The organism is Streptomyces sp. CA189 (genome assembly GCF_056428985.1).
Genome location: NZ_JBWJVM010000025.1, coordinates 63,914 through 83,574, shown reverse-complemented (window position 1 = coordinate 83,574; position 19,661 = coordinate 63,914). Strand labels below are relative to the sequence as shown.

The window sequence follows — 19,661 nt, the reverse complement described above, 5'->3', positions numbered from 1 at the left end:
GTGACGGGGCGCGGCCCCCTCTCCCCCGTTCCCCGGGGCGGGCCCTGCGGGGGGTGTCCCCTACCCTCCCCCAGACTCCGTCCGGGGGGACCCCCGGTTCCACCGTTCCCCGGGGCTTCGCCCCGGACCTGTTTCCGCGTGCGGCGCCGTTTCCGGGGGCCAGCCCCCCGACCCCCGCTTCTCAAACGCCGGAGGGGCTGAAATTGCCCTGCGGGCAATCCAGCCCACGCCGAGCGAAATCCAGCCTCGCCGGCGTTTGAGGCGCGGGGTCTGGGGCGGAGCCCCAGGGGGTCCGGGCGCAGCTCGGGGAACGGGCGAAGGGCGGGTAGGGGACGGCCCCGCCAGGGCCGGGCCGTCGCGTGAGGGGCGAAGGTCTTACGGTGGGGGCCGTGGAACATCAGGTGTCACTCCAGCCCCTCGCGCGCGAGATCCTCGCCCGGCCGCCCTCCCTCGGGCCCGTCCGTCTCGTCGGGATCGACGGGCACGCCGGGTCCGGGAAGACGACGTTCGCCAAGGCGCTCGCCGAAGCGCTGGGCGGGGTTCCCGTGTTGCGGCTCGACGATGTGGCCACCCATGAGGAGCTGTTCGGATGGGTGGGGCGGCTGCGCGCGCAGGTGCTGGAGCCGCTCGCCGCGGGGCGGGCCGCGCACTGGGAACCGTACGACTGGGTCGAGCGGCGGTTCGGTCCCGAGCGGGTGCTGGAGCCCGGTCCCGTGCTGCTCGTCGAGGGGGTCGGCGCCGGACGGCGCGCCCTGCGCCCGTACCTGGCGCGGCTGCTGTGGATGGAGACCCCGCGCGCGAAGTCCTGGGGGCGCGGGCGCGACCGGGACGGGCGTGAACTGTCCGACTTCTGGGACGGATGGGAGCGCGCGGAGCGCGCGCACTTCTCGGATGATCCTTCGCGCCCCTTCGCGGACACCCTGGTACGCCAGAGCGGTACGGGATACGAGTGGACTTCCGGGGCTGCCGGGGCGGCTGAAATCGCCGCCGGCGTGACTGAGGGTGACGAGGCCCCCCAGGCCTGAAGGGCCGCGGGAAGACCCCCTCCGCGGGTGCCTCCCGGCCGCTTGACCCGGGGGCCGGGACGGCCTTACGTTCTGAAGAAGCGGCCCTCACCGGCCGCCGCGGACGCGAAGCCCCCGATTGTTCCCCCGTGATCGGGGGCTTCGTTCTGCCCCCGGCCCCCGCGAAGTCCCGCCCGGCACTCCTCCGTCACGGCGTCGCACGGGTCGCATCCCGGCCGTCTTCTCACCCTGCGTCACCGCGGACCGCCCGGAAGCGCACCCGGCCCGTCTTCACCGCACCCTACGTAAGGTGCGTAACCGCAGGTACGATGCACCCCTGATTTCATCGGCGCAGGGACAACTCGCGTACGCATCGCGGGGGTTGCTGGGCACCACGGGGGCAGGCTTGTGGGGGATGTGATGGATTTCGCCGCGCACGGCAGCAGCGCGCACGCCCCGGCCGAACTCGCCTGGCTGCGAGGAGTGGACGCCTGCACGATGGGCGCCTACCCGCAGGCCGAGGAGGAGTTCCGGACGGCCGTACGACTCGATCCCGCGATGGCCGATGCCTGGCTGGGGCTGCACGCGCTCCGCGTGGACACCACCAACGCGTTACTGCGCATGTACGCCCACCGGGACCGCTTCGGGGAACAGCGGGCCCGCCACCGGCGGACGCTGAACTCCTGGTACTGGCTGGGCTGGTGGGTACAGCCGGTACTGGAGACCCGGCGTGACCTGCTGCTGGCGCACGCCTCGCACTGGCTGGACGGGCGCCACGTCCCCGAGCTGGACCAGGCGCTCGCGGCCCTGCCGCCCGTGGACACCGACCCGCACGTCCGCTTCCTGCACGCCTGCCGGGCGTACCTGGTCAAGGACTGGGAGCAGTTGGTCCGCTCCACCGAATCGCTGGTCGACGATCCGCTGCTGGGCATCGAGGCGGGCCTGTTCGGTGGGATGGCCCGGGTCCGGCTGGAGATGTACGGGCAGGCCGAGCCGCTGCTGGCGGCCTCCCTGATGCGCTGCCGCAGCGAGCAGCCCCAGCGCAAGGAGCTGCGGTACTGGCTGGCTCGGGCGCACGAGGGGACCGGGCGCAGCGCGGCGGCGCTGCCGCTGTACCGGGCGGTGCACCGGGTGGACCCGGCGTTCATGGACACGGCGGCCCGGCTGACGGCGATCGAGGACAGCGAGGACGCCGACGGCCTGGCCGGCTACGCGAGCGGCGCCGGGTACGAGGCCTTCGGCGGGCACGGAGCGGCCCCGTCGGGCGGGGACTTCGCGGCGGTGGCCCTGGGCGGCGGCGGTCCGGTCCAGGGGCTCGCCGCGGACGGGCAGCCGGATCCGGACCCGCTGACCGCGGGCGACCCGCCGGAGCCGCGGCACGGCCCGGGGGCCCCGGGGCCCGGCGCGGGACTGCCGGCCGGCGTACGGCACAAGGCCTCGCTGCCCGCGCAGCCGGGACCGGTGGGACTGCCGGCCGGGCCGGCGGATCCGGCGGCGCTGGCCGAGGCTCTCGCGGAGCTGGAGCGGATGGTGGGCCTGGAGCCGGTCAAACGGCAGGTGAAGGCGCTCTCCGCGCAGCTCCACATGGCCAGGCTGCGGACGGGGCAGGGGCTGCCGGTGCAGCCGCCGAAACGGCACTTCGTCTTCTCCGGGCCGTCGGGCACGGGCAAGACCACGGTGGCGCGGATCCTGGGCCGGGTCTTCTACGCGCTGGGCCTGCTCGGCGGCGACCATCTGGTGGAGGCCGGGCGCGCGGACCTGGTCGGCGAGTTCCTCGGGCAGACCGCCGTGAAGGCGAACGAGCTGATCGACTCGGCGATCGGCGGGGTGCTGTTCGTGGACGAGGCGTACAGCCTCTCCAACTCCGGCTACAGCAAGGGCGACGCGTACGGCGACGAGGCCCTGCAGGTGCTGCTGAAGCGGGCGGAGGACAACCGCGACCACCTGGTGGTGATCCTGGCGGGCTATCCGGCGGGGATGGACCGGCTGCTCGCCACGAATCCCGGGCTGTCCTCGCGGTTCACCACACGGGTGGACTTCCCCAGCTACCGGCCGCTGGAACTCACGTCGATCGGCGGGGTCCTGGCGGACGCCAACGGCGACCGGTGGGACGAGGAGGCGCTGGAGGAGCTGCGGAGCATCAGCGGGCACGTGGTGGAGCAGGGGTGGATCGACGAGCTGGGGAACGGGCGGTTCCTGCGCACGCTGTACGAGAAGAGCTGCGCGTACCGGGACCTCCGGCTGTCCGGCTTCACCGGTGATCCCTCCCGGGAGGACCTCTCCACCCTGCGGCTGGCGGACCTGATGCAGGCCTACGGGGAGGTCCTGTCGGGCCGGGGCCCCCAGGAGCGGCCGGAGCCGCCGCCCTTGTAGCGTGCCGCTGCGCGGGCCGGCTGTCCCCTACCCGCCCTTCCGCCGTTCCCTGGGGCTCCGCCCCAGACCCCGCGCCTCAAACGCCGGCGAGGCTGGATGTAGAGCCCGGGGAACGGGCGAAGGGTGGGTAGGGGACTCCGCCCTGCAGGGCAAGCCGCTACGCGCTCCTCGCGTACCCCCGGTGGGCCGGGTCGCGGACTTCGCCCACCAGGGTTTCCAGGACGTCCTCCATGGCCACAAGGCCCAGCACCCGCCCGGAGGGATCCGCGACCTGCGCCAAGTGGGTGGCGTCGCGGCGCATCACCGTCAGGGCGTCGTCCAGCGGGAGCGTCGAGCAGACCGTGGTCATGCGGCGCCACACCCGCTGGGGCACGGCCCGTTCCCGGTCCTCCAGGTCCAGGACGTCCTTCACGTGCAGGTAGCCCATGAAGGCACCGCTGTCGGTGCGGACCGGGAAGCGGGAGTACCCGGTCCGGACCGTGAGCTGCTCGATCTGGCGCGGGGTGACCGCGGGGCCGACCGTGACCAGCCGTTCCGGGGCGAGGAGGACGTCGGTGACCGGGCGGCTGCCCAGTTCCAGTGCGTCCTCCAGGCGCTCCTGTTCGACCGGCTCCAGGAGTCCGGCCTGCCGGGAGTCCTGGAGCAGGCGGCCGAGCTGGGCGGAGGTGTAGACGGCCTCGACCTCGTCCTTGGGCTCCACCTTGAAGAGCCTCAGGACCAGCGTGGCGCAGGCGCCGAGGGCCGTGGTGACCGGTCCGCAGACCCGTGCGAAGGCGACCAGTCCGGGGCTGAACCACAGGGCGGTCTTCTCGGGGGCGGCCATGGCGAGGTTCTTGGGGACCATCTCGCCGATGACCAGGTGCAGGAAGATGACCGCGGTGAGGGCCACCGCGTAGCCCAGCGGGTGGATCAGGCCTTCGGGCACGTGGGCAGCGTGGAAGACGGGCTCCAGGAGCCGGGCCACGGTGGGCTCGGCGACGGCTCCGAGGGTGAGCGAGCACAGGGTGATGCCGAACTGCGCGGCGGCCATCATGCGCGGCAGGTTCTCCAGGCCGTGGAGCACCTGGCGGGCCCGCTTGGAGCCGGCCGCCAAGGGTTCGATCTGGCTGCGGCGGACGGAGACGAGGGCGAACTCGGCGCCGACGAAGAAGCCGTTGGCCAGGACGAGGAGCAGGGCGAAGAGCAGTTGGAGCGCGTTCACCGGCCACCCACCTGGGCCAGCTCGGCGGAGGCGGCGGGGACCGGGCCGAGCCCGTCGAAGCCCCGCCCGTCGGAGCCCCGCCCGTCGTAGCCCGGCGTGCCGGGGCCCGCGGGGGCGGTGCGCACGAGGCGGACCCGCTCGGCGCGGTAGCGGCGGACCTGGCGCACGGAGAGCTTCCAGCCGGGCAGTTCGGCGCGGTCCCCGGGGACGGGGATGCGGCCGAGCAGGTCGGCGACGAGTCCGGCGACGGTCTCGTACGGGCCTTCGGGGACCTCCAGGCCTATCCGGCGCAGGGTCTGCACGCGGCAGCTCCCGTCGGCCTCCCAGGAGGGGCGGCCGTCCTCGGCGGGTACGGCGGCCAGTTCGGGGCTGCCGTCCTCCGCGAGGTCGTGCTCGTCGCGGACTTCGCCGACGAGCTCCTCCACGATGTCCTCCAGGGTGACGACGCCGGCGGTGCCGCCGTACTCGTCGACGACCACGGCCATGGGCTGTTCGCTGCGCAGCCGTTCGAGCAGCGGCTGCACCGGCAGGGAGCCGGGCACCAGCAGCGGGGCCACGCAGATCCCGCTGACGCTGGTACGGGCGCGCTCGGACTCGGGCACGGCGAGGGCGTCCTTGAGGTGGACGACCCCGGTGATCTCGTCGATGCGCTCGCGGTAGACGGGGAAGCGGGACAGGCCCGTGGCGCGGGTCAGGTTGAGCACGTCGGCGGCGGTGGCCGTGTGCTGGAGGGCGCTGACCTTGACCCGGGGGGTCATGACCAGCTGCGCGGTGAGCTCGCCCAGCGAGAGGGTCCGTACGAAGAGGTCGGCGGTGTCCTGTTCCAGGGCGCCGGCCTGGGCCGAATGGCGGACCAGGGCGACCAGTTCGCCGGGGGTGCGGGCGGAGGCCATCTCTTCGGTGGGCTCCACGCCGAGCGCCCGGACGAGCCGGTTGGCGACGGCGTTGAGGCCCGCGATGACCGGCCGGAAGACCCGGGAGAAGGCGTGCTGCGGGCCGGCCACGAAACGGGCCACCTGGAGCGGCCGGGAGACGGCCCAGTTCTTCGGGACGAGCTCGCCGACGACCATCTGGACGGCGGAGGCGAGCAGCATGCCGATGACGACGGCAACGCCGGGTACGGCGCCCTTGGGGAGGCCGGTCGCTTCGAGCGGCCCGGCCAGCAGGGCGGCGAGGGCGGGCTCGGCGAGCATGCCGACCACGAGGGAGGTGATGGTGATGCCGAGCTGGGTGCCGGAGAGCTGGAAGGACAGCTCCCGCAGGGCTGCGACGACCGTGCGGGCACGGCGGTCGCCCTCGGCCGCGGCGCGTTCGGCCTCGGGTCTCTCGACGGTGACGAGGCCGAACTCGGCTGCCACGAAGAAACCGTTGGCGAGGATCAGGGCGAATGCCGCCACGAGCAGGAGTAGCGGGATGGTCATGCCGCCGCCTCCGTGGGGAGGGCGGCGCGTGTACTACCGGACGATCCGTCCATTGCTGGAGGGAGTCACTCCTCGAGTCGCAGGTGCCCACGGGCCTCGGGGTCCCGGGGCCGGTGGGAGGGCGCACGGTCGCGCCCCCACACCAGGTTAGTCATTGAGATCGCCGCCGCAATGGGACGCAGCGACGAGGCCGGCCGGGCTCAGTCGTTCTTTGAGCCGGTTCCGTGGGCTTCGGCCAGGGCGCGCAGGGCGCGGGCGTCGCCGATCGCCTGGGCCTTGGCGACCCCGGGCTGGATGCCGAGGGCGGGCAGGCTGGTGCCGTCGTTCAGGTCGAGGAACACCCAGGCGTCGCCGGGGCGGAGGTTGACGCGCAGGATCTGCGCCCACTCCAGGCGGCGGGTGGTGGTGAGGTTGACGACCGTGACCCCGGTCTCGTCCGCGACCACCTTGGGGCGGCTGAGCAGGACGAGGACGGAGGAGAGCAGGGCCGCGGTGAAGACGAAGGCGATCCGCTCACCGGGGTGCAGGGTTTCGAGGATCAGCGCGATCGCCGTGATGGTGACGAACATGACGGCGCCCACGCCCAGCAGGACGGCCCGGGTGCGGGTCGGCCGGAAGGTGACCGGCAGGGTGGGCGGTGCGGGCTGGGCGGTGGCGTCGGCCATGTTCGTCAGATGCCTTCGGGTGGTGCCGGATGGTGAGCCGGATGGTGAGGGACGCGCCGCGCGGCGGAGTGCCGGCGGACCCGTCAGAGGCGGCAGGCGTGGATCGAGGTGGTGAGGATCGCGCGCGCGCCGAGCTCGTACAGGTCGTCCATGATCCGCTGGGCCTCCTTGGCGGGGACCATGGCGCGGACGGCGACCCAGCCCTCGTTGTGCAGCGGGGAGACGGTCGGCGACTCCAGGCCCGGGGTGAGGGCGACGGCGCGCTCCAGGTGCTCGGCGCGGCAGTCGTAGTCCATCATCACGTAGCTGCGGGCGACCAGGACGCCCTGGAGGCGGCGCAGGAACTGCTGCGCCTGCGGGTCCTCGGGGTCGGTGCCGTTGCCGCGGATGACGACGGCCTCGGAGGTCATGATCGGCTCGCCGATGACCTCCAGTCCGGCGTTGCGCAGGCTGGTGCCGGTCTCGACGACGTCGGCGATGATCTGGGCGACGCCGAGCTGGATGGCGGTCTCGACCGCGCCGTCGAGGTGGACGACGGAGGCCTCGATGCCCTTGTCGGCCAGGTGCTTCGCGACGATTCCCTCGTACGAGGTCGCGATGGTCATCCCGTGGAAGTCCTCGGGGCCCTTCGCGGTGCCGGGGATGGTGGCGTAGCGGAAGGTGGAGCGGCCGAAGTTCAGCGGCAGGATCTCCTCGGCGCTGGCGCCGGAGTCGAGCAGCAGGTCGCGGCCGGTGATCCCGATGTCGAGCTTGCCGGAGGACACGTAGATCGCGATGTCCTTGGGGCGGAGGTAGAAGAACTCCACCTCGTTCTCGGGGTCGACGACCACGAGCTCCTTGGACTCCTTGCGCATCCGGTAGCCGGCCTCATGGAGCATCGCCGACGCCGGTCCGGAGAGTGAACCCTTGTTGGGGACGGCGATGCGCAGCATGGGGCTTCCTTTGGTGCGTAGGTGCGAAAGGGTGTGCTGGTACGGGTGGTGAACGCGCGGACGCCCCGGCAGTGTGTGCCGGGGCCCGCGCGGAACTGCGGTCTGAGAACCGATGCGGCCTAGAGGTGCGCGTAGACGTCTTCGAGGGTGATCCCGCGCGCCACCATCATCACCTGGACGTGGTAGAGCAGCTGGGAGATCTCCTCGGCGGCGGCTTCCTTGCCCTCGTACTCGGCGGCCATCCAGACTTCGGCGGCCTCCTCGACGACCTTCTTGCCGATGGCATGGACGCCCTTGCCGACCAGCTCGGCGGTACGGGAGGTGCTGGGGTCACCGTTGGCCTTGAGCTGGAGCTCGGTGAAGAGCTCTTCGAAGCTCTTGGGGGTTTTGTTCGCCATGATGGTCCTCAGAATACGGGGTCCGCGGCTGCCTACTGGCGCCAGGGTTCGCTGACGGTCCGCAGGGTCATGGCGGTGGAGACGGCGGCGGTGACCGCTTCGTGCCCCTTGTCCTCGTTCGACCCCTCGAGCCCGGCGCGGTCCAGCGCCTGCTCGTCGTTGTCGCAGGTCAGTACGCCGAAGCCGACGGGGACTCCGGTGTCGATCGACACCTGCACCAGGCCCTGGGTGACGCCCTGGCATACGTAGTCGAAGTGCGGGGTGCCGCCGCGGATGACCACGCCGAGGGCGACGATGGCATCGTAACCGCGACCGGCCAGTACCTTCGCCACGACCGGGAGCTCGAAGCTGCCCGGGACGCGCAGCAGGGTGGGCTCGTCGATCCCCAGCTCGTGCAGGGCCCGCAGGGCGCCGTCCACCAGGCCGTCCATGACCTTCTCGTGCCACTGGGCCGCGATCACTGCGACGCGCAGGTCTCCGCAGTTCTTCACGCTCAGTTCGGGTGCGCCCTTGCCGCTCACAGCTCTGCTCCTCGGTGCGATTCGTGTGGTGTTACTGCTTGTGGTGCTGGTGGGGTCTGTTACTGGTTGCCGCAGGCGGACGTGGTCGAGGCCCCGTCCAGCCAGGGCAGGTCGTGGCCCATCCGGTCCCGCTTGGTGCGCAGGTAGCGCAGGTTGTGCTCGCCAGCCTCCATGGGCATCGGCTCGCGGTCGGAAACCTTGATGCCGTGGCTGATGAGGGCCGCCGACTTCTCGGGGTTGTTGGTCAGCAGCCGAACGCTGTGGACGCCTAGGTCGGCGAGCATCTGCGCGCCGGCCCCGTAGTCGCGGGCGTCCGCGGGCAGGCCCAGTTCCAGGTTGGCGTCGAGCGTGTCGCGGCCGCGCTCCTGGAGCTCGTACGCGCGCAGCTTGGACAGCAGGCCGATGCCGCGGCCCTCGTGGCCGCGCAGGTAGACGATCACACCGCGGCCGGCCGCCTGGACGCGCTCCATGGCGGTGTGCAGCTGGGGGCCGCAGTCGCAGCGCTGCGACTGGAAGATGTCTCCGGTCAGGCACTCGGAGTGCATCCGGACCAGGACGTCCTCGCCGTCGCCGATCTCGCCGTGGACGAGGGCGACGTGCTCGACGCCGTCCACGGTGGAGCGGAACCCGTACGCGGTGAAGTGGCCGAAGGAGGTCGGCAGGTTGACCTGGGCCTCGCGGCGCACGGTCGGCTCGGCGGAGCGGCGGTAGGCGATCAGGTCCTCGATGGAGATGATCGTCAGGCCGTGCTTGCGGGCGAAGGGGATCAGCTCGGGCAGCCGCAGCATCACCCCGTCCTCGCCGGCGATCTCCACGATGGCGCCGGCCGGGCGCAGGCCCGCGAGGCGGGCGAGGTCGACGGCGGCCTCGGTGTGGCCGTTGCGGACCAGGACGCCGCCGGGCTTGGCGCGCAGCGGGAAGACGTGCCCGGGGCGGACGAAGTCGGCGGGGCCCGAGACCCCGTCGGCCAGCAGCCGCAGGGTGGTGGCGCGGTCGGCGGCCGAGATGCCGGTGGTGACGCCGTGGGCGCCGCTCGCGTCGACGGAGACGGTGAAGGCGGTCTGCATCGACTCGGTGTTGTGCTGGACCATCTGCGGGAGTTCGAGCCGCTCCAGCTCGTCGCCCTCCATCGGGGCGCAGATCAGGCCGCGGCACTCGCTCATCATGAACGCGATGATCTCGGGGGTGGCCTTCTCGGCCGCGATGACGAGGTCGCCCTCGTTCTCGCGGTCCTCGTCGTCCACGACGACCACCGGGCGGCCGGCCGCGATGTCGCGGATGGCCTGCTCGACGGGGTCGAGCCGGAACGTCTCCACCTCGACGTCGGGCACGGGCTTCAGGACGGGGTTCGGGGTGTTCATGCCGTTGCTCCTTCCAGAGCCGGGGCGGTAGTGGTGCGCGAGCGCTGGTACCAGTCGTAGGCGCCCCAGAGGACGAGGGCGAAGTACACGACGTAGACGAGGCCGGAGAAGGCCAGTCCGCTGTTGAAGGCGAGGGGTACGCCGACCAGGTCGACGAGGAGCCAGGCGAACCAGAATTCGACCAGGCCGCGGGCCTGGGCGACCATCGCGACGATGGTGCCGACGAAGATGTAGGCGTCGGCCCACGGGCTCCACGACAGGCTCGGGTAGAGGCTGAACAGTCCGCCGACGGCCAGGGTCCCGGCGGCCGCGCCGGCCAGCAGGAGGCCGCGCTCCTTCCAGGTGGCGGTGCGGACGGCGAGGGAGCCGTCCTGGGCGTCCCGCTTGCCGCGCTGCCAGGCGCGCCAGCCCCACACGGCCACGCCGATGACGAGGAGCTGCTTGCCGACGCCGCCGGAGAGGTGGGCGGAGGCGTAGGCGCCGACGAGGATCAGGCCGGAGAGGAGCTGGGCGGGCCAGGTCCATATGGAGCGCCGCCAGCCGAGGGCGAGGGCGCCCAGGCCGATCAGGTTGCCGATCATGTCGGACCAGATGACCTTCTGGCCGAAGACCTCGAAGGCCTCGGTGTTGAGCCAGGTCAGGGCGCTCACTTCGGCTCCCCCGTCCCGTGCGGCACGTTCGAGGCCGTCGGGGTGACGCCGGCGGCCAGCAGCCGCTCCACGTACTTGGCCAGGACGTCGACCTCGAGGTTGACCGGGTCGCCGGGCTTCTTGATGCCCAGGGTGGTCAGCGCGAGGGTGGTGGGGATGAGGCTGATGGTGAACCAGTCGGCGGCGGCCTCGACCACGGTGAGGCTGACGCCGTCGACCGTGATGGAGCCCTTCTCGACGACGTAGCGGGAGAGGTTCTCCGGGAGGGCGACCTTGACGATCTCCCAGTGCTCGGAGGGGGTGCGCGAGATGATCTCGCCGGTTCCGTCCACGTGCCCCTGGACCAGGTGGCCGCCGAGCCGTCCGCCGAGCGCCATCGGGCGCTCCAGGTTGACCCGGGACCCCTGGGTGAGGGCGCCGAGGCTGGAGCGGTTCAGGGTCTCCTGCATGACGTCGGCGGTGAACTCGCCGTCGCCGGTCTCCACGACCGTCAGGCAGACGCCGTTCACGGCGATGGAGTCGCCGTGCTTGGCGTCCTCGGTGACGACCGGGCCGCGCAGGCGGAAGCGGGAGGCTTCCGCGAGCTCCTCGACGGCGACGACCTCGCCCAGTTCTTCGACGATTCCGGTGAACACTCAGTGCTCCTTGAGGGCTGTGGGGGCGGAGGGGGCCGACGCGGGGACGGCGGTGACGCGGATGTCCGGGCCGATGCGGACGGTCTCGGTGATCCGGAGCCGGAGCGCGTCGGCGAGGGTGCCGATGCCGGCGTCACCGAGGACGGCGGGGCCCGCTCCGAGGAGGACGGGGGCGAGGTAGCCGATGACCTTGTCGACGGCCCCGGCGGCGACGAAGGCGCCGGCCAGGGTGGGGCCGCCTTCGAGGAGGACGGAGCGGATGCCGCGCCCGTGCAGCTCGCGGAGCAGGGCGTCCACGGAGATCCCGTACTTGTCGTACGGGAGCCGGGCCAGCTCCGCTCCGGCGAGGTGGCGGGTGTCCGCATCTTCGGCGACGGCGATCAGGGTGGGTGCGGCCTCGTCCAGGACCCGGGCGGTGGGCCGGATCGTGGCGTGGGTGTCCAGGACCACGCGCAGGGGCTGGTCGGCGGCGGTGAAGCCGTCGATCCCCCGTACCGCGAGGTGCGGGTCGTCGGCGCGCAGGGTGCCCGAGCCGACGACGACGGCGTCGGACTCGGCGCGCAGCCGGTGGACGTCGGCCCGGGACTCGGGGGAGCTGATCCAGCGGCTGGAGCCGTCGGCGGCCGCGATGCGGCCGTCCAGGGTCGCGGCGTACTTCCACAGGACGTACGGGCGGCCCAGGCGCACGGAGGTCAGCCAGGCGGCGTTGCCCGCCTCGGCCTCCTCGGCGAGCAGTCCGGCCCCGGTGTCGATCCCGGCCGCGCGCAGGGTGGCGCCGCCGCCGCTGGCCTGCGGGTTCGGGTCGGAGACGGCGTAGACCACGCGGGTGATCCCGGCGGCGATGAGGGCCTGCGCGCAGGGTCCCGTACGGCCGGTGTGGTTGCAGGGTTCGAGGGTGACGTAGGCGGTGCCGCCCCTGGCCGCCGGGCCCGCCGCGTTCAGGGCGTGGATCTCGGCGTGCGGGCCGCCGGCCCGCTCGTGCCAGCCTTCGCCCACGATGCCGCCCGAGGCGTCGGTGATGACGCAGCCGACGACCGGGTTGGGGCTGGTGGAGCCGAGTCCGCGGGCGGCGAGCTCGACGGCTCGGCGCATGGCGCGGGTGCCCGCGTCGGGTGCTGCGTGCGCGGCATGTGTCGCCACCGGGTCCTCCTGCCTCATCGGGCACGGACTCCGGGGCCTGTCGGGATACGACAGATGAAGCGGGTAGCACACGCGGGGACGCCGAGGCCGAGAACACGGTCCGTTCGACGGCGGATCCCTGGGGATACGCCGATGGACCGCCGACGGCGGCGTACCGGTGACTGGCCCGCCGCGCACTGCCTCCCATCCGGACTTTAACCGTCGGTCCAGGAATTTCACCTGGTCAACCGGCCGCTGGATGCGGACGGGTCGCGGACTATAACCGCCGGTTCGGAATTACACCGACCCCGGAGTGCGCTGCTACTGGTACTGGAGCCAGTGTGCCACGGGTGATCGGCAGCCATGCGAGTGAGCCAATGTGGCCTGGGTCACACATTCGGTCGTTTTTGAGCGCGCCGGTTGCATCGTTCGGCCGATTCGCTCCGTTTACACACGGTACGCGCAGCACGTTCGAGCCGGATTCCCGGCTGCCACCCGTTACCTCCGCGCACGATCCCCCTCCGGCCGCAACCCCGAGCCCCGACGGAGGCTCGACCGGGCCTCGACAGGGGCTCGACAGGGGCTCGACGGGAACCCGAAGGAAGCGCACCGAACCTTGCCGGATCGCGCACTTTGGTCCAGACCTATTGACGGGTTGGTCTAGTCCTCTTAACGTTCCCTTCATCTTCCCCGGGAGACAGCCCGTCAGATGTGCGCACGTCACGGGCCAACACGCACCACGTTTCAGCCTGTTGTGTCCTGCCATCCTCCCCTCCCCAGGAGGCACAATGCTGTCCCCCACCAAGACGAGAGCCATGCTCCTGACGTCCGGCGCCGCAATCGCCGGTCTGCTGGTCGCCGGGCTCTCGGCGGGCGTCTCGCACGCCGCCGACAACGAGTCCTGTCGCCCCGACGGTCTGTACAAGACCGCGGGCGTGGACGTCCCGTACTGCTCGGTCTACGACACCGAGGGCCGCGAGAAGATGGGCGCCGACCACCAGCGCCGCGTCATCGGCTACTTCACGGGCTGGCGTACGGGCAAGGACGGCACGCCCGCCTACCTGCCCCACAACATCCCGTGGTCCAAGGTCACGCACCTGAACTACGCCTTCGCCCACGTGGGCAGCGACAACAAGATCTCCGTCGGGGCCGACAACGCGAACAACTCCGCCACCGGGATGACCTGGCCGGGCGTCGCGGGCGCCGAGATGGACCCCGCGCTCCCTTACAAGGGCAATTTCAATCTGCTGAACAAATTCAAGAAGCAGAACCCGAACGTCAAGACGCTGATCTCGGTCGGCGGCTGGGCCGAGACCGGCGGCTACTTCGGCGACGACGGCAACCGCGTCGCCTCCGGCGGCTTCTACTCGATGGCCACCAACGCCGACGGCTCGGTCAACCAGGCCGGCATCGACACCTTCGCGGACTCCTCGGTCGAGTTCATCCGCAAGTACGGGTTCAACGGCGTCGACATCGACTACGAGTACCCGACCACCATGAAGGACGCGGGCAACCCGCTGGACTGGCAGCTGGCCAACGCCCGCCGCGCCGGTCTGGTCAAGGGCTACGACGCCCTGATGAAGAGCCTGCGCGAGAAGCTGGACCGGGCCGGCGCCACCGACGGCAAGCACTACCTGCTGACCGTCGCCGCCCCCTCCTCCGGCTACCTGCTGCGCGGCATGGAGACCTTCCAGATGCAGAAGTATCTGGACTACGTCAACATCATGTCCTACGACCTGCACGGTGCGTGGAACGAGTACGTCGGCCCCAACGCCTCGCTCTTCGACGACGGCAAGGACGCCGAGCTCGCCGCCGCGAACGTGTACGGCAGCTCGCAGTACGGCGGCGTCGGGTACCTCAACACCGACTGGGCCTACCACTACTTCCGCGGCTCCATGCCGGCCGGCCGCATCAACATCGGCCTGCCCTACTACACCCGCGGCCACAAGAACGTCCAGGGCGGCACCGACGGTCTGTGGGGCAAGGCCTCCGCGACCACCTGCCCGGCCGGCGCGGGCCTGACCAAGTGCGGTGACGGCGCGACCGGCATCGACAACCTGTGGCACGACAAGGACACCAACGGCGTCGAGTCGCCGGCCGGTTCCAACCCGATGTGGCACGCCAAGAACCTGGAGAAGGGGATCGTCGGCGACTACGTCACCAAGTACGGCTTCCCCGCGAACACCACGCTGACCGGCACGTACGCCCGCAAGTACGACTCGACCCTGGTCGCGCCGTGGCTGTGGAACGCGCAGAAGAAGGTCTTCCTCTCCACGGAGGACGAGCAGTCGGTGGCGGCCAAGGCCGACTACGTGATCGACCGCGGCATCGGCGGCACCATGGTCTGGGAGATGGCGGGCGACTACAGCTGGAACGCCGCCAAGGGCCAGTACGAAATGGGCGACACGCTCACCTCCCTGATGTACGACAAGTTCAAGGCCGCCTCCCCGTACGGCGCCAAGAAGTCCAACACCGCGCTGCCGACGCAGGCCGTGGACATCAAGACGGAGTTCACCGAGTTCAAGCTGGGCGACTCCAACTACCCGCTCACCCCGAAGCTCAAGATCACCAACAACACCACGGCGACGCTGCCGGGCGGCACGGAGTTCCAGTTCGACTACGCCACCGCGGCTCCCGCCAACGCCTCCGACCAGTCGGGCTTCGGCACCAAGGTGATCAAGAGCGACCACACCGGCGGCAACGTCGGCGGCCTGAAGGGCGACTTCCACCGGGTCTCGCTGAAGCTCCCCGCGTGGCAGACGCTGGCCCCGGGCGCCTCGGTCGACCTGGCCTTCAACTACTACCTGCCGGTCTCCACGCCCTCCAACTGGACGGTGAACATCTCCGGCACGACGTACTCGCTCGCCGGCGACCTGGCGCGCGGCGTCACCGTGGTCCAGCCGGGCGGCACCACCACCCCGCCGACCACGCCGCCCACCACCCCGCCGACGACTCCCCCGACCACGCCGCCGACCACCCCGCCCACGACCCCTCCGGGCGGCACGTGCACCAACCCCGCGTACGTGGCGGGCACGGTCTACAACAGTGGCAACGTCGTCTCGCACCAGGGCCGCAACTGGAAGGCCCAGTGGTGGACGCAGAACGAGGCTCCCGGCACCACCGGCGAGTGGGGCGTCTGGAAGGACCAGGGCGCCTGCTGACACCCCACGGGGCGACCGCGCAGGTGAACTGACATGAGGACCCGGTGGCCCGGCGGCCACCGGGTCCTCCTGCGTTCCCCCTTCCGTGCTCCTTGCCCGGGGCCTTACCCGGGGCCTCTCAGCCGCGCGGGAGACGGGCGAGGGCGGCCGTGAAGGCGAAGTCGCGGTGGCCGGCGAACTCCTCGTCCGTGAAGACCGGGGTGGTGACGTCGACCGGGATGCCCGGGCCGTCGAAGGCGATTCCGGTGCGGGTCAGGAACTGCTCGTTGGGCAGGCCCAGCTTCCAGCCGTTGGGGAGGGTGCGGCCCAGGACGTCGGAGAAGACCCCCTGAGTCGGCTGACCGATGCGGACGGTCGGGCCGGGGCGCTCCATGAGTGCCTGGGTGAAGGTCTCTCCCGCGCTCACGGTGGATCCTCCGGTCAGTACGGCGATCGGACCCGTGTAACGGGGGCCCCGCGCGGGCTGGACGTGCAGGGGCTGCGGCCGGGTGAAGCGGGTGGCGTCCGCCGGGTCGTTGCGGACCCGCTTGGCGTAGGCGAAGTACGGGCGGTCCGTGAGCCTGGCCGCCAGGCGCAGGCCGAGCTCGTCGGAGCCGCCGCCGTTGATCCGCAGGTCGATGACCAGGCCGCGCAGGCGGGCGGTGCGATCGGCGGTGAAGACGGTCTCCAGGACCCGGTCGAGCTCGGCGCTCTCGGACGCGAAGTCCCCGCTCTCGGTGTAGCCGCCGAAGCCGGACAGGCGCAGGTAGCCGCGGCCGTCGGGGAGATCGGCGTAGGAGACGCGGCCCTGGGCGAACTCCTGCGGCGCGCGTCCGCCGAGGGCCACCTCCTGGATGTGGGCCTTGACCCGGGTCTCGAGTTCGGGGGTCGGCATCACGGTGCCCGGGCGGACCTCGCCGAAGAACCGGCCGCCGCCGAAGAGGTGGACGTGGGCGTCGTGCAGGGGGGCGAGCATCTCCTCGAAGACGGCGAAGAGTTCGGCCTCGGTGGTGCCCGCGTGCACGCGGGGGCGGTGGAGGTCGCGTACGGCCTTCCAGTCGACGCCCTTGGCCGCGAAGAAGGGGTAGTTCTCGGCGAAGGTCTGCCAGAAGACGTCGAAGGTGGCGACCGGGTCCGCGGCCGGGTCGGGGGCGGGAGCGTTGCGGCACGGCTCGGGCAGGGCGCCGAGGCGGCGGGTGGCGCGGTCGCCGACCGAGCCGTCGATGTGCACCGAGCCGGGGCGCACCGTGAGGATCTCGCCGTCCTCGGTGGCGTAGCGGGAGGGGCCTCCGCCCGGGACGCGCAGGGCACTCTCGCCGGGCAGGCAGCTGATGCCGGTGAGCTGGTACTCCTGGAGGCGGCCGGACTCCACGCGCAGCACGGTGCCGTATCCGTCGAGCTGCCACACCCCGACGGGGGCGGCGGGCGGGCGCCCCGGTTTCCCGGTGGCCGCCGCGGCGGGGCCGGCGGCGGTGGCGGCGAGCGCGAGGAGCAGGGCGGTGGCCGCCACGCGCCGGCCCGTGGGTGAGAGGCGGGACGTGAGTGAGGCGCGTGGCGTGAGTGAACTGCCTGAACCGCGTGTACTGCGTGTACTGCGTGTACTGCGTGTACTGGTCATCGTGCTCTCCCCGTTGGCCGAAGTCCTGTGACACTGCTCAGGATTCCGGGCTGCGCGGGGTCCGGACAGCCTGCAGCCACCCGGACCGGGGTAGGGGAAACCCGACCCCCGGCCCGTCGGGGCTCAGCCGAACAGGGATGCCTGTGCCGACTCGCGGGCGGCGAGCCGTGCCCCCGTGAGCACCGCCGGGTCTCCGAGGGTGCTGGCGCGGACCTCGGTCGGGACCGGGGACAGGGCGGTGAGGCGGCGGGCGACCCGGGCCGCCAGGGCGGGACCGCCCGCGCGGCCGAGCTCCCCGCCGAGCACGACGCAGCCGGGGTCCAGGATCGCCACGACGGCCGCCGCCCCGAGCGCCAGCCGGTCGGCCAGGGCGTCGAGGAAGGCCGGTCCGGCCGCGCCCGCGACGGCCTCCTCGACCGGCCCGTCGAAGCCGTGGGCCGCGGCGAGCGCGGCCACCCCGGCCCGCCCGGCCAGCTCGTGGAAGCCGCCCTCGCAGTTGGTGGCCGACGGGAGGCCGCCCGTCCCGGGCACCGGCAGGAAGCCGATCTCCCCCGCTCCGCCGGAGGCGCCCCGGCGCAGCCGGCCGTCCAGGACCACCGCGGCGCCGGCCCCCTCGCCGAGCCACAGCAGCACGAAGGAGTCCAGGTCCCGGGCGGCTCCGACCCGTTGTTCCGCCAGGGCCGCCAGGTTGGTCTCGTTCTCCACCACGACCACCGCCGGCAGCCGGCGCTGCACCGCCGCCACCAGGTCCCGGTGCCAGGCGGGCAGGCCGGCGCTGTCGCGGAGCTCTCCGGTGCCGGGGGCCACCAGCCCGGGCGCTCCGATCACCACCGTGTGGAGCCGGTCGGCGCCCGCCTCCCGGACTAGCTCCTCCAGCCGGTCCACCGCTTCGTCCACGGCGTCCACCGGCAGGTCCGCCTGCGCCAGCGGCCGGCCGAGCAGGTCGGCGACCACCGCCGTGGCGCTGTCGGTCCGTACGTCGAGCGCGGCGAGGTACGCCCGCCGCGCGACGATCCCGTAGAGCTTGGCGTTGGGTCCGCGCCGCTGTTCGCCGGATTCCCCGACGACCTCGATCATTCCGGCTCCGGTGAGCCGTTCCACCAGGTCGGCGACGGAGGGGCGGGACAGGCCGGTCAGCTCCTTGAGCTGGGGGGCCGTCAGCGGGCCCTCCTCCTGGAGGAGCTGGAGGGCGAGCCGGTCGTTGATGGCCCGGGCCGTGCTCGGCGAGGCGGGGGACGGAGCGGGCGACGCGGCGCGGGTGGTGGCGGTCAGGGCCTTGGCAGGAGTCACGGCGCCCATCCTAGGAGTTCCGGGGGCTAACTATCAGGCAGGGTCCCTGATAGTTTACGGGTCATGACCGGGGAAACCGACCTCAGCCCGGCGCGACTGCGCCATGCCCGCTTCGCCATCGCCGGCGCCTTCTGCGCACACGGCGCCGTCACCGGCTCCTTCGCCACCCGCATCCCATGGATCCAGGACCACGCGCAGCTCAGCGCGGGCACCCTGGGCCTGGCCCTCGCCTTCCCCGCGCTCGGCGCGGCGCTCACGATGCCGCTGGCCGGGCGGATCAACCACCGGTTCGGCGCGCGCACCGCCCTGCGGATGCTGCTGAGCCTGTGGACGCTCGCCCTCATCCTCCCGAGCCTCGCCCCGAACCTGTGGACGCTCTGCTTCGTGCTCTTCGTCTACGGAGCCACCGCCGGCATGTCGGACGTGGCGATGAACGCACTGGGCGTGGAGACCGAGAACCGGCTGAAGCGCTCGATCATGTCCTCGCTGCACGGCATGTGGAGCGTGGGCGCCCTGATCGGCTCGGCCGCCGGCACGGTGGCCGCGCACGCCGGCGTCGATGCCCGTGTGCACCACCTGGTCGCCGCGCTGGCCCTGACGGCGGCCGCGCTGCTCGCCGTACGGCGCGTCCTGGACCTGCGGACGGACACCGCCGGAGAGGAGGCGCCGCCGCACTTCGCGCTGCCCCCGAAGTCCGCGCTGTTCATCGGCGCGATCGGCTTCTGCGCGGTCTTCGCGGAGGGCGCGAGCCTGGACTGGTCCGCGGTGTACCTGCGGGACGTGCTGCACACCGACGCCGGTCTCGCCGCCGCCTCGACCACCGCCTTCGCGCTGACGATGGCGCTCGCCCGGCTGGTCGGGGACAAGGTCGTGGACCGGTTCGGGGCCGTGCGCACGGTCCGCGTGGGCGGCGCACTGGCGACCGCGGGCGGGCTGCTCGTGGTGACGGTCCACCACCCGGCCGCGGCCCTGACCGGGTTCGGGCTGATCGGGCTCGGCATCGCGGTGGTGGTCCCGCTGGCCTTCGCGGCGGCCGCGCGCAGCGGTCCGGCCCCGGCGCAGGCCATCGCCGGTGTCGCGACGATCACGTACACCTCGGGGCTCATCGCCCCGTCGGCGATCGGCGCGGTGGCCGACACGACCTCGCTGGTGGTGTCGTTCGGGCTGGTCACGCTGCTGTCGTTCGCGCTGATCGTGGGGGCGACCGTACTGCGGCAGCGGCCGGTCGCCGCGGGGGCCGCCGGAGCGGCGGAGACGACCAACCGGGACGAACCTGCTGCTATCCGGCCGTAATATATCGCCTGGCCGTCTGCGGCCTCGTAGTTTGACGATT

At 72.3% G+C, this 19,661-nt stretch carries 16 protein-coding genes and 1 riboswitch; of the genes, 4 read left to right on the top strand and 12 right to left on the bottom strand.

Translation table 11 applies throughout. From position 1 onward, the window contains the following. Window positions 1-389: 389 nt before the first annotated feature. Together AC061S_RS20315 and AC061S_RS20310 are read left to right on the top strand one after the other, a co-directional pair. Complete coding sequence (locus AC061S_RS20315) at window positions 390-1,025, top strand: uridine kinase family protein (RefSeq protein WP_478687375.1); 636 nt, start codon at window positions 390-392, stop codon at window positions 1,023-1,025. Window positions 1,026-1,424: 399 nt separating this feature from the next. Next, entirely contained in the window at window positions 1,425-3,377 is a 1,953-nt protein-coding gene (locus AC061S_RS20310; RefSeq protein WP_478687374.1) for an AAA family ATPase, read from the top strand. A 157-nt stretch (window positions 3,378-3,534) separates the two neighbouring features. Here the strand turns inward: AC061S_RS20310 and AC061S_RS20305 are convergent, their stop codons facing one another. From AC061S_RS20305 to ribD, 10 genes are all read right to left on the bottom strand, one after another. Further along, on the bottom strand, window positions 3,535-4,578 hold the full coding sequence (locus AC061S_RS20305) for a hemolysin family protein (RefSeq protein WP_478687373.1): 1,044 nt from the start codon (window positions 4,576-4,578) through the stop codon (window positions 3,535-3,537). Continuing rightward, entirely contained in the window at window positions 4,575-5,999 is a 1,425-nt protein-coding gene (locus tag AC061S_RS20300; protein ID WP_478687372.1) for a hemolysin family protein, read from the bottom strand. The genes AC061S_RS20305 and AC061S_RS20300 overlap by 4 nt, the downstream gene beginning before the upstream one ends. 200 nt (window positions 6,000-6,199) lie before the next feature. Then, window positions 6,200-6,664 (bottom strand): PH domain-containing protein, encoded by a 465-nt coding sequence (locus AC061S_RS20295; RefSeq protein ID WP_478687371.1) that lies wholly within the window; start codon window positions 6,662-6,664, stop codon window positions 6,200-6,202. Between the two features lie 83 nt (window positions 6,665-6,747). Further along, window positions 6,748-7,596, bottom strand: coding sequence for an ATP phosphoribosyltransferase (gene hisG / locus AC061S_RS20290; RefSeq protein ID WP_478687370.1), 849 nt, complete (start codon window positions 7,594-7,596; stop codon window positions 6,748-6,750). Between the two features lie 119 nt (window positions 7,597-7,715). Continuing rightward, window positions 7,716-7,994, bottom strand: coding sequence for a phosphoribosyl-ATP diphosphatase (locus AC061S_RS20285; protein WP_266876437.1), 279 nt, complete (start codon window positions 7,992-7,994; stop codon window positions 7,716-7,718). 32 nt (window positions 7,995-8,026) lie between these two features. Further along, window positions 8,027-8,515, bottom strand: a complete 489-nt coding sequence (gene ribH, locus AC061S_RS20280; protein WP_150520523.1) for a 6,7-dimethyl-8-ribityllumazine synthase — start codon at window positions 8,513-8,515, stop codon at window positions 8,027-8,029. A 59-nt stretch (window positions 8,516-8,574) separates the two neighbouring features. Continuing rightward, window positions 8,575-9,876, bottom strand: coding sequence for a bifunctional 3,4-dihydroxy-2-butanone-4-phosphate synthase/GTP cyclohydrolase II (locus AC061S_RS20275; protein WP_478687369.1), 1,302 nt, complete (start codon window positions 9,874-9,876; stop codon window positions 8,575-8,577). Further along, window positions 9,873-10,526, bottom strand: coding sequence for a nicotinamide mononucleotide transporter family protein (locus AC061S_RS20270; RefSeq protein WP_478687368.1), 654 nt, complete (start codon window positions 10,524-10,526; stop codon window positions 9,873-9,875). The genes AC061S_RS20275 and AC061S_RS20270 overlap by 4 nt, the downstream gene beginning before the upstream one ends. Further along, window positions 10,523-11,161, bottom strand: coding sequence for a riboflavin synthase (locus tag AC061S_RS20265; protein WP_478687367.1), 639 nt, complete (start codon window positions 11,159-11,161; stop codon window positions 10,523-10,525). The genes AC061S_RS20270 and AC061S_RS20265 overlap by 4 nt, the downstream gene beginning before the upstream one ends. Next, window positions 11,162-12,319 carry a bifunctional diaminohydroxyphosphoribosylaminopyrimidine deaminase/5-amino-6-(5-phosphoribosylamino)uracil reductase RibD gene (gene ribD / locus AC061S_RS20260; protein WP_478687366.1) on the bottom strand — a complete coding sequence of 386 codons (1,158 nt, stop codon included), beginning with the start codon at window positions 12,317-12,319 and terminating at the stop codon, window positions 11,162-11,164. Between the two features lie 151 nt (window positions 12,320-12,470). Further along, window positions 12,471-12,601, bottom strand: a riboswitch (FMN riboswitch). 467 nt (window positions 12,602-13,068) lie between these two features. On the opposite strand from ribD, the gene AC061S_RS20255 reads away from it, so the two are divergent. Beyond that, window positions 13,069-15,441 carry a chitinase C-terminal domain-containing protein gene (locus tag AC061S_RS20255; RefSeq protein ID WP_478687365.1) on the top strand — a complete coding sequence of 791 codons (2,373 nt, stop codon included), beginning with the start codon at window positions 13,069-13,071 and terminating at the stop codon, window positions 15,439-15,441. 118 nt (window positions 15,442-15,559) lie between these two features. On the opposite strand, the gene AC061S_RS20250 is transcribed toward AC061S_RS20255, so the two are convergent. Continuing rightward, window positions 15,560-17,038, bottom strand: coding sequence for a S41 family peptidase (locus AC061S_RS20250; RefSeq protein ID WP_478687364.1), 1,479 nt, complete (start codon window positions 17,036-17,038; stop codon window positions 15,560-15,562). A 123-nt stretch (window positions 17,039-17,161) separates the two neighbouring features. Then, complete coding sequence (locus tag AC061S_RS20245; protein WP_478687363.1) at window positions 17,162-18,337, bottom strand: ROK family transcriptional regulator; 1,176 nt, start codon at window positions 18,335-18,337, stop codon at window positions 17,162-17,164. A gap of 54 nt (window positions 18,338-18,391) precedes the next feature. On the opposite strand from AC061S_RS20245, the gene AC061S_RS20240 reads away from it, so the two are divergent. Further along, a complete protein-coding gene (locus AC061S_RS20240) occupies window positions 18,392-19,621 on the top strand; it encodes an MFS transporter (RefSeq protein WP_478687362.1) in 1,230 nt (409 codons plus the stop codon). The last annotated feature ends 40 nt before the right edge of the window (window positions 19,622-19,661 follow it).

What these genes read in the sequence shown, in the direction of transcription:
- ribD (WP_478687366.1), bottom strand. Translation starts at nt 12,319, where the DNA reads ATGAGGCAGGAGGACCCGGTGGCGACACATGCCGCGCACGCAGCACCC.
- AC061S_RS20255 (WP_478687365.1), top strand. Translation starts at nt 13,069, where the DNA reads ATGCTGTCCCCCACCAAGACGAGAGCCATGCTCCTGACGTCCGGCGCC.
- AC061S_RS20275 (WP_478687369.1), bottom strand. Translation starts at nt 9,876, where the DNA reads ATGAACACCCCGAACCCCGTCCTGAAGCCCGTGCCCGACGTCGAGGTG.
- AC061S_RS20300 (WP_478687372.1), bottom strand. Translation starts at nt 5,999, where the DNA reads ATGACCATCCCGCTACTCCTGCTCGTGGCGGCATTCGCCCTGATCCTC.
- AC061S_RS20245 (WP_478687363.1), bottom strand. Translation starts at nt 18,337, where the DNA reads ATGGGCGCCGTGACTCCTGCCAAGGCCCTGACCGCCACCACCCGCGCC.
- AC061S_RS20310 (WP_478687374.1), top strand. Translation starts at nt 1,425, where the DNA reads ATGGATTTCGCCGCGCACGGCAGCAGCGCGCACGCCCCGGCCGAACTC.
- AC061S_RS20295 (WP_478687371.1), bottom strand. Translation starts at nt 6,664, where the DNA reads ATGGCCGACGCCACCGCCCAGCCCGCACCGCCCACCCTGCCGGTCACC.
- AC061S_RS20285 (WP_266876437.1), bottom strand. Translation starts at nt 7,994, where the DNA reads ATGGCGAACAAAACCCCCAAGAGCTTCGAAGAGCTCTTCACCGAGCTC.
- AC061S_RS20240 (WP_478687362.1), top strand. Translation starts at nt 18,392, where the DNA reads ATGACCGGGGAAACCGACCTCAGCCCGGCGCGACTGCGCCATGCCCGC.
- AC061S_RS20250 (WP_478687364.1), bottom strand. Translation starts at nt 17,038, where the DNA reads ATGACCAGTACACGCAGTACACGCAGTACACGCAGTACACGCGGTTCA.
- hisG (WP_478687370.1), bottom strand. Translation starts at nt 7,596, where the DNA reads ATGCTGCGCATCGCCGTCCCCAACAAGGGTTCACTCTCCGGACCGGCG.